Here is a 7,089-nt window from a genome sequence, read left to right on the forward strand (position 1 = left end):
TGACTCCGGGAAGCGTCACCCCCCCGGTGCAGAGCGCGGTGCAACGCGCGGTGCAACGCGGTCACCCAGACTCACTGCGAGATCACAGTACGGCCGAAGGACTCGCGAGATGACGACCGCACTCCGCATGCTACCGCCTCGGCGGATGCCGCAAGACATCCGCGAGGTGGTCCGCGCCGCCACCGAGGGCGACCAGGTGGCCTGGGAGGAACTCGTCGCGAGCTATGCCAACCTCATCTGGTCGGTGGTGCGGAGGTTCCGCTTCGACGAGGAGGACACCGCCGACGTCGTCCAGAACACCTGGCTGCGGCTGGCCACGCACCTCCGCACGATCCGCAATCCCGAGGCGCTGCCCAAGTGGCTCGCCACGACCGCCCGGCACGAGTGCCTCACCCTGCTGCGGTGGCGCCGGGAACAGGCCGCGACGACCGACGACCTCGAGCGACCCAGCGACGACCTCGGGCCGGCCGAGCACGTCATGACCCGCGAGGTGATGCACATCCTGGCGACGGCCATGACCACCCTGTCGCGACGGGACGCGCGGATGTTGTCGCTGCTCATGCAGTCGGCCCGACCGCGGTACGCGGAGATCGCCAGCGCACTCGACATGCCGGTCGGGAGCCTCGGCCCGCTGCGCTCGCGCGCGTTGGGTCGGCTGCGGGCCGCGCTGCTGGCCGCCGACGTCACCAGCCCCGCCGGCTGAGACAAGCACGTCGGCGGGGGCCGACTCGTCGAGAATCCGCCTCTGCGCCACGCCGGGCTCGGCGTGACGATGCCCTCCGTGGCTGGTCCAGCCCACTTCGCCTCGCTGCCACTAGTGTCTGGCGACGACGTTCGACGTGGTCGTGCGCTCCTGCGGGACAGTTCCTCTCGGGCGATCATGTTTGGGTGGGTTGTCGCCGGTCCATCATCCGTTCGGCGGCGTTTCCGCGGGTGCGGTGGCGCTGGAATGGTGCCGTGGGCATGGAGGAGCGGGACGGATGACCGGTGACGAGGGCCGCGACCTGGAGTGGATGTTCCCGGGCGGCGGTGAGATGGCGGCGCGCATGCGCGGCTGCGACTGGGTCGCCGCGGGCATGGAGGAGCCGCTGGCCTGGCCCGGCAGCCTGCGGACGGCCGCGCGGATCTGCCTGACCTCGCGGTTCCCGATGATCCTGTGGTGGGGCGAGCGGCTGCGGTTCCTGTACAACGACGCCTACCTGCCGCTGCTGGGCAGCAAGCACCCGGCGTTGGCGAAGCCGGGGCAGCGGGTGTGGCCGGAGATCTGGCACATCATCGGCCCGATGCTGGAGTCCGTGATGGCGTCGGGGGAGGCGACCTGGTCGGAGGACCTGCTGCTGCCGATGGAGCGGCACGGGTACTGGGAGGAGACCTACTGGACCTACTCCTACAGCCCGCTGCACGACGACGACGGCGCGGTGCGCGGGGTGTTCACGGCCGTCGCCGACACGACCGACCGGGTGATCGGCGAGCGCCGGCTGGCCGTGCTGCAGGACCTGGGTGCCCAGGCCGGGCGGGCGCGCGACGTGGTGGAGGCGTGCCAGCTGGTCGCGGCGGTGCTGGCCCGCTGCGGCCCGGACGTGCCGTTCGCCGAGATCCACCTGCGGCAGCGCGGCGGCGAGGAGCTGTCCTGGGTGGCCGGCACCCTCGACCGGGGTGCCGAGGCGCGAGCGGACGGCTGGCCGCTGGCCGAGGTCCTGGCCGCGGGTGAGCCGGCCGTCGTCCGCGACCTGGCCGAGCGGTTCGACGAGCTGCCGTCCGGGGGATGGCGGACACCGCCGGTCGAGGCGATGGTGCTGCCGCTGCCGGGGGAGACCGGAGCGGAGCCGGTGGGGGTGATCGTGCTGGCGGCCAGTGCCGGCCGTGCCCTCGACGAGTCCTACCGGTCGTTCCTGCAGCTGGTCGCCCGGCAGACGGCCGCGCTGGTCAACGGCGCGATCGCCTACCAGGTCCAGCAACGCCGCGCCGAGGAGCTGGCCGAGCTGGACCGCGCGAAGACCGCCTTCTTCTCCAACATCAGCCACGAGTTCCGCACACCGCTCACCCTGATCATGGGTCCGCTGGCCGAGCTGCGCGAGCAGCATCTGACCGACGCCGCCTCGGCGGTGCGCAACGAGCTGGAGGTCATGCACCGCAACGGGTTGCGGCTGAGCAAGCTGGTCAACACGCTGCTGGACTTCTCCCGGATCGAGGCGGGCCGCATGCAGGCCCGCTACGAGCGGGTCGACCTGCCGGGCTTCACCGCGGAGCTGGCGAGCGTGTTCCGTTCGGCGGTGGAGAAGGCGGGCCTGACCTTCGACGTGGACTGCCCGCCACTCCCCGAGCCGGTGTACCTCGACCGGGGCATGTGGGAGAAGGTGGTGCTCAACCTGCTGTCGAACGCGCTGAAGTTCACCTTCGAGGGCTCCATCCGGGTCACCGTGCGCGGCGCGGACGCGCACGCGGTCGTCACCGTCGCCGACACCGGCATCGGCGTGCCCGAGCGGGAGATACCGCGGTTGTTCGAGCGGTTCCACCGCATCGAGAACGCCAGGGCGCGCTCCAACGAGGGGAGCGGGATCGGGCTCGCGCTGGTGCGTGAGCTGGTGACCCTGCACGGCGGCGCCATCACCGCCGACAGCGTCGAGGGCAGCGGCACGACCTTCACCATCACCGTGACGTTCGGCCGCGCGCACCTGCCGGAGGACGCCGTGGTGGTGAGCGGCGACGGGATGACCGCCGGGGCACCGGCCGCCGCGGACCCGTTCGTGCAGGAGGCGTTGCGCTGGCTGCCCGACGACGTGCCCGGCGCGGCGTCCGGTGTGCCCGGGAGCACCGGGCCCGCGGTGAACCGGGGCAGTGGGCCGGGCCGCGTGCTGATCGCGGACGACAACGCGGACATGCGCGAGTACCTCGAGCGGCTGCTCGCGCCGTACTACCAGGTGACGGCGGTCGCGGACGGGCGCTCGGCGCTGGAGTCGGCTCGTGCCCACCCGCCGGACCTGGTGGTCAGCGACGTGATGATGCCCCTCCTCGACGGGCTGGCGTTGGTGGGCGCGCTGCGTGCCGAGCCGCGCACGGCGGGGGTGCCGGTGATGCTGCTGTCGGCGCGGGCCGGGCAGGAGGCGGCCGTGGAGGGCTTGGCGGCCGGCGCGGACGACTACCTGGTCAAGCCGTTCGCCGCGGTGGAGCTGCTCGCGCGGGTGCGCTCGACGATGGAGCTGGCGCGCCTGCGCAACCGGCACGCGGCCTGGCGCAACGCCCTGATCGACTCCCTGGAGGACGGGTTCTTCGTCTGCGACGCCGACGGTGCCGTGGTCGAGATCAACAAGGGGTTCACCAAGCTGCTCGGCTACGGCCCGGAGGACCTGCCGTACACGCCGCCGTTCCCCTGGTGGCCCGAGGAGCACAGCGACCCCGACGGCCACGGGACCGCGATGGCGGCCGTGACCGGGATTCGGCAGTCCGGCACCGGCCGGGTGACCGCACCGGTGGTCCACCGCGACGGCCGGCGGCTGTGGATGACCGCGAGCTTCACGCGGCTGTCCGATCCGGAGACCGGCCAGCACGTGGTCGTCGGCACGTTCCGCGACGTCACCGCCGAGCACTACACCGTGCAGCGCCAGACCGCCCTGGCCGCGCTCAACCAGCAGCTCGTCCAGGCCGACACCCTGCCCGACGCGGTGCGTGCCGCCGCGGCGGAGCTGCGCCGGATCTGGTCGGCGCACCGGGTGCTGGCCGCCACCTTCACCCTCGGCGGGCACCCGGACGCCGAACCGGACCTGGTGTGCGCCGGTGACCAGGTGGCGTGGGCGGACCTCGCACCGGAGGTGCGCAGGGCCGTCACCTCGCTGCGTGACCGGCCACCGCTCACGCCGGAGGTGCGGCACGCGGGCTGCGCCGCCATGGCCGTCGGCCACCCGCAGGGCGTGCTCGTGCTGTGGATCGACCTCGGCGAGCCACGACCGGTCACCACCGAGGACCAGACCCTGCTCGCCATGCTCGGCGGCCGCCTCGGCCAGGGGCTGCAGCGCGTGCACCAGATCGACCAGCAACGCGAGACCGTCCTGGCTCTGCAGCGGGCGATCCTCGGGCCCGCCCAGCTGCCGCCCGGGTTCGCGGTGCGCTACCAGCCGGCCACCGTGCCGCTGAAGGTCGGCGGCGACTGGTACGACACCATCGAGCTGCCGGACGGGCGCATCGCCGTCGTCGTCGGGGACTGCGTCGGGCACAGCCTGGCGGCGGCCACCGTGATGGGACAGCTGCGCAGCGCCTTCCGGGCCCTGCTGCTGCAGAACCCGGATCCGGCCGGGGCGCTGACCGCGCTGGACCGGTTCGCGGCGGTCCTGCCCGGCGCCAGGTGCGCCACCGTGTTCTGCGCGGTGCTCAACCGCGAGACGGGGGAGCTGGTCTACTCCAGTGCGGGCCACCCGCCGGCCGTCCTGGTCGGCGCCGACGGCGGCACCCAGCTGCTGGAGGGCGGTCGCTCCCTGATGCTGGGGCTGCGGCCGGAGCGTCCGCGCCACGACGCCCGGATCCAGGTACCGGCCCGCGCCACCCTGCTGCTGTACACCGACGGCCTGGTCGAACGCCGCCGCCGGCCACTCGACGACGGCATCACCGCGGCCGCCACGGCGATCCACGACGGCCGCGGTGCCGTCCTCGACCAGCTCGCCAGCCGGGTCATGACCACCCTGGCCCCCGCCGCCGGCTACGAGGACGACGTCGCCCTGCTGCTCTACCGACATCCGGCGCCGCTGGAGGTGGAGTTCGCGGCCAGGCCCACCGAGGTCACCGCGATCCGCAACAGCCTGCGCACCTGGCTCAACCGCTGCCGCATCGACGCCCAGCAGACCGTGGACGTGCTCATCGCCGCGGGTGAGGCGTGTGCCAACGCCATCGAGCACGGCCACCGCGCCAACCCCGGCGGCCGCATCCGGCTGCGCGCCACCGCCCTCGTCGACCGGCTCCACCTGACCGTCACCGACACCGGCTCCTGGAAACTCCCCCAACCGGCGGCCAACCCCCACCGCGGCCGCGGCATCGCACTCATGCGGGCCCTCATGAACGAGGTCACCGTCGACCACGGCGACACCGGCACCACAGTCCACCTGCACGCGAGGATCGCCTGATGACCCCCCTGACCGTCACGTCCCACCGCCGCGACGACGGCACCGTCGTCCTCACCGCCGCCGGCGAGATCGACATGAGCAACATCGACACCTTCGACCAGGCCCTCACCGAGGCCGGCGACACCCGCGCGGACAGACAGGTGGTGGTCGACCTCACCGCGGTCGACTACCTCGACAGCAGCGCCATCAACGTCCTGTCCAACCACGCCGAGCACCTGAGGCTCATCACCAACCCGCTCCTGCTGCGGGTCTTCACCATCAGCGGTCTGACCGAGCTGACCACCGTGGAGTCCGGCGCGCCCCGCGAGGCGTGACGGAGGCGTCCCACGGGACGGGGCTTCAGCTGCCCAGCGCCGGGCGCAGGAGGGCGACGAGGAAGTCCGCGTCGTCGGTGAACGGGCGCAGGTCCCAGGTGGCGAGCAGCAGGTCGGGGTCGAGCCCGGCGGCCGCGGCGTCGCGCAGGAACTCGTCGAACTCGTAGCCGCGGTCGGCGCCGAAGCCGATCACGGCGCGGCCCTCGGGCGCGAGGTGGGCACGCAGCCGGGTCAGCACCTGGCGACGGGTGCTGGGGGCGAGGAACGTCATGACGTTGCCGGCGCAGACGATCGCGTCGAAGGGCTCGGTGATGCCCCGCGCGGGCAGGTCGAGCTCGGCGAGGTCGCCGACCAGCCACCGCGGCCCGGGGTGGTCCTGCTCGGCCGCCTCGATCAGGGCCGGGTCGACGTCCACGCCGACGACCCGGTGGCCGGCCTCGGCCAGGGCGCCGCCGACGCGTCCCGGTCCGCAGCCCGCGTCGAGGATGCGGGCGTGGCGCGGCACCATGGTGTCCACGAGCCGTGCCTCCCCGGCGAGGTCGTCGCCGGCACGCGCCATGGCCCGGAACCGCTCGACGTACCAGGCCGAGTGGCCCGGGTCGGCGGTCACCTTCCGCATCCAGAGACTCTGCTCGACCATGCCACCATCATCCGCGCCGGCGCCCGTGGTGATCAGCCCGGGTGGTGGGACGTCAGATGCGCCGAGCGGCACGCCACCCCTTCGAGTACATACCGCCGTCGTCGAGCAGTGACGTGCCGCCGAGGTCGCCGAACGTCGGGCCGTTCGCCCGTTCGCGGCTCGACATGAACCGGTAGTGGCCGTCGGAGTCGGTGCCGACGAAGATGCCGACGTGGTCCAGCTCGTCCTCGGTGCCCTCGACCTCGAAGAACAGCAGGTCGCCCGGTTGCAGCGCGTCGTAGGCGGTGACTCGGGTGCGTGTGTTGGGGATCAGCGCCACGCCCGGCCCGTGCTCGGCGATGGCCCACGCACGCCGCGGCAGGCCGGGGCCGGGGTCGTTGGTGCCGAGCAGCGGGTAGCCGAGCCGGTAGCCGTAGACCATCCGCACGAAGCCGGAACAGTCGAGTGCGCCCAGGTGCGCGGGCTTGGGCGTCTTCCTGCCCGCGTCCGGGAAGGCGTAGGAGATGCCCAGGTAGTCGAGGAAGTCCGACTGCTCCAGGCGCGCGTAGCCCGCCGGCTCCACCGGGCCGAAGATCGCGTCGCCCCGGAACCGCAGACCGTCGGCGGTCTTCTCGTCGGCCGCGCCGTCGGCGTACTGCATCGCGACGCCGAACACGTCGGGGCCGGTGTCCCGCCGCGCCGCCGCGAACCACTGGCCGAACCACGCGGCCTTCTCCGCGCCGGGCGTCCACGGCTGCGGCGCCAGCCGGACCCAGGTCGTCGTGGTGATCGTCGCCCTGGTGAACCGCGGCTCGGTGAACGTCCGCGCCGGCCCGGTCAGCGCCACCGTCCGGGCGCCGTCGGTGAACGTGGCGAGCACCGCGCCCGTCTGGTCCCGCACCACGGTCCGCCCCGGGTTCGTCAGCCGGTCGAAGCGGGTGCTCGCGACCGCCGCGGACGCGCCGCCCGCGCCCTGGATCGCCAGCGCGGTCGCCGGGGACCCGGCCGTGGCGTCGCCGCTCGCCTGCTGGTGGGCGAACCGCAC

General features: G+C 73.4%; 5 protein-coding genes. 3 read left to right on the forward strand and 2 right to left on the reverse strand.

The genetic code is table 11. From position 1 onward, the window contains the following. Positions 1-109 precede the first annotated feature (109 nt). The 3 genes from ACJ73U_RS07880 (at position 110) to ACJ73U_RS07890 (ending at position 5,425) form a co-directional block, all read left to right on the forward strand. Positions 110-703 (forward strand): RNA polymerase sigma factor, encoded by a 594-nt coding sequence (locus tag ACJ73U_RS07880; protein ID WP_407776873.1) that lies wholly within the window; start codon positions 110-112, stop codon positions 701-703. 277 nt (positions 704-980) lie between these two features. Beyond that, a complete protein-coding gene (locus ACJ73U_RS07885) occupies positions 981-5,111 on the forward strand; it encodes a SpoIIE family protein phosphatase (RefSeq protein WP_407776874.1) in 4,131 nt (1,376 codons plus the stop codon). Next, the gene (locus ACJ73U_RS07890) at positions 5,111-5,425 is read left to right on the forward strand and encodes an STAS domain-containing protein (protein WP_407776875.1); all 315 of its coding nucleotides are present in this window, start codon (positions 5,111-5,113) and stop codon (positions 5,423-5,425) included. The genes ACJ73U_RS07885 and ACJ73U_RS07890 overlap by 1 nt, the downstream gene beginning before the upstream one ends. Positions 5,426-5,450: 25 nt before the next feature. Here the strand turns inward: ACJ73U_RS07890 and ACJ73U_RS07895 are convergent, their stop codons facing one another. Next, on the reverse strand, positions 5,451-6,065 hold the full coding sequence (locus tag ACJ73U_RS07895; protein WP_407776876.1) for a class I SAM-dependent methyltransferase: 615 nt from the start codon (positions 6,063-6,065) through the stop codon (positions 5,451-5,453). A 52-nt stretch (positions 6,066-6,117) separates the two neighbouring features. Beyond that, positions 6,118-7,089: NlpC/P60 family protein (locus ACJ73U_RS07900; RefSeq protein WP_407776877.1), on the reverse strand; the 972-nt coding region annotated here is incomplete at its 5' end.

The sequence above is a fragment of the Actinophytocola sp. genome, assembly GCF_045807065.1.
Lineage (GTDB): Bacteria > Actinomycetota > Actinomycetes > Mycobacteriales > Pseudonocardiaceae > Actinophytocola.

Excerpts from the sequence above, each read along its gene's own strand:
- ACJ73U_RS07880 (WP_407776873.1), top strand. The coding sequence starts at position 110 with ATGACGACCGCACTCCGCATGCTACCGCCTCGGCGGATGCCGCAAGAC.
- ACJ73U_RS07885 (WP_407776874.1), top strand. The coding sequence starts at position 981 with ATGACCGGTGACGAGGGCCGCGACCTGGAGTGGATGTTCCCGGGCGGC.
- ACJ73U_RS07890 (WP_407776875.1), top strand. The coding sequence starts at position 5,111 with ATGACCCCCCTGACCGTCACGTCCCACCGCCGCGACGACGGCACCGTC.
- ACJ73U_RS07895 (WP_407776876.1), bottom strand. The coding sequence starts at position 6,065 with ATGGTCGAGCAGAGTCTCTGGATGCGGAAGGTGACCGCCGACCCGGGC.